Source organism: Microbacterium sp., from assembly GCF_031178525.1.
In the GTDB taxonomy this organism is placed as follows: domain Bacteria; phylum Actinomycetota; class Actinomycetes; order Actinomycetales; family Microbacteriaceae; genus Microbacterium.
Map to the genome: position 1 here is coordinate 1 of NZ_JAPSJA010000383.1, position 1,847 is coordinate 1,847.

2 protein-coding genes are annotated in these 1,847 nt (G+C 69.9%); one reads left to right on the plus strand and one right to left on the minus strand.

Annotated elements, in window-relative coordinates:
• A partial coding sequence (locus RIF89_RS14650) for an MFS transporter (protein ID WP_309069805.1) occupies positions 1-863 on the minus strand: 863 nt, incomplete at its 3' end.
• A 121-nt stretch (positions 864-984) separates the two neighbouring features.
• Here RIF89_RS14650 and RIF89_RS14655 point away from each other — a divergent pair.
• Positions 985-1,847: LysR family transcriptional regulator (locus RIF89_RS14655; protein WP_309069806.1), on the plus strand; the 863-nt coding region annotated here is incomplete at its 3' end.

A 1,847-nucleotide genomic window follows, 5' to 3' on the forward strand; every position in this document is an offset into this window, starting at 1 on the left:
GCGATGCCGAGCGTGATGTTGAGCATGAGCTGGCGCTCGATGCCCAGCGGGCCCGTTGCCCACGAGAGCAGGAAGGTGTTGTTGAAGTACGCCATCGCGATGCCCATGATCGACGCGAGGACGCCGAAGAACACGAGCGTGGGTGCCGTGCGCAGCGCGGTCACGAGCGGCGCCTTGACCACCAGCTGACGCTCCTTGGCGGCGGCGAAGTCCTGCGACTCCTCGACCTTCAGCCGGATGACGAGCCCGACCACGACCAGCACTGCCGAGAGCAGGAACGGCACGCGCCATCCCCACGAGAGGAACGCATCGTCGGGGAGCAGGCCGACGAGCAAGAACGCGACGGTCGCCAGGATCGACCCGGCGGGGGAGCCCTGCTGCACCCAGGCGCCGGCCAGGCCCTTCTTCTCCGTGCGCGCGTTCTCCGTCGACAGCAGGACCGCGCCGCCCCACTCGCCGCCGACGGCGAAGCCCTGCACGCCGCGCAGGATCACGAGCAGGAGCGGAGCGAACAGCCCGATCTGCGCATAGGTGGGAAGCAGGCCGATGAGCGAGGTCGCCGTTCCCATCACGACGAGCGTGATGACCAGGACGTTCTTGCGGCCGAGTCGGTCGCCGAAGTGACCGAAGACCATGCCGCCGACGGGGCGCATGAGGAAGCCCACCCAGAACGTGGCGAACGAGGCGAGCAGGGCCGCGCCGGGCGCGACGTCGGGGTAGAAGACACGGCCGAACACGAGGGCGGCGGCCGTGCCGAAGATGTAGAAGTCGTACCACTCGATGGCGGTGCCGATGAAGGCGCCGATCATGGATCGGCGCTGCCGGTCGGCGCTGTGAGCGGTCGGGTCGACGGACGTGTGCATAGGACGGCCGCTTTCGGGTTGAGCGGTGGGGAACCGCGTGGTGTGGGGTTGGGGGACATCCTGGCCCCGTGAAGATATGCACGTCCAATTCCGAAAATGCCTGCCGATATACGCTTTGCGCATGTTCTCTCCCCGCGATCTGGAGGCGTTCGTCGCGGTGATCGACGCCGGCTCGGTCAACGCGGCCGCGCAGGGCCTGTTCCGCACGCAGCCGACGGTGTCTCGTCAGCTCGCCGCTCTGGAGCGTCGCATCGGGGCGCGGCTCTTCCGGCGTACGCCCTCCGGGATGGTCCTCACCGAGGCGGGAGAGCGGCTCGAGCCGATGGCGCGCGACCTCGTGCTGCGCTCGCGGCGCGCGGATGCGGTGATGGACGCGGTCTCCTCGGGCGCGCCCTCGTTCGTCGTCGCGTGTCCGGAGATGACCGCCATGCTGCTCGTGGCCCCCTTCATCGCCGCCGGCGGGGCGGTCTCCGACGTGCTGCCGGCCCATCCGGCCGCCGTCTACGGCAAGCTCAAGGCGGGCGCCGACGTCGCCGTGAACACCAGCCCGCCGCCGCCGGGATTGCGCGGCGTTCCGCTCGCGACCCTGCGGATCCTGTGTCAGGTGACACCGCAGCATCCGCTCGCGGGCCGGGACCGCGTCGAGCTGGAAGACGTCGTCGGAGAGCCCTTCGTCGTTCCGGGACGGGGCTCATCGGTGTGGACCGCGGTCCAGCAGGCAGCAGAGGGGGACGGGCTCTCGCTCGTGATGGCGACCGAGACATCGAACGCACCTCTCGCGCAGGCATCGTCCGCCGCGGGCAAGGGGGCCGCGCTGGTGCTGGAGCCGCCGCAGTTCGGCCTCGTGTCGCGCCCTCTCGTGCATCGCGGACGGGCATTGACGTCGACCTTCTACGCCGCGTGGGAGCGCGGGCATTACGCGGGCGAGGACCTGCTTCGCCTGGCCTCGGCTCTCGCCGAGTTCATGCTCAGCACGAGTCACGA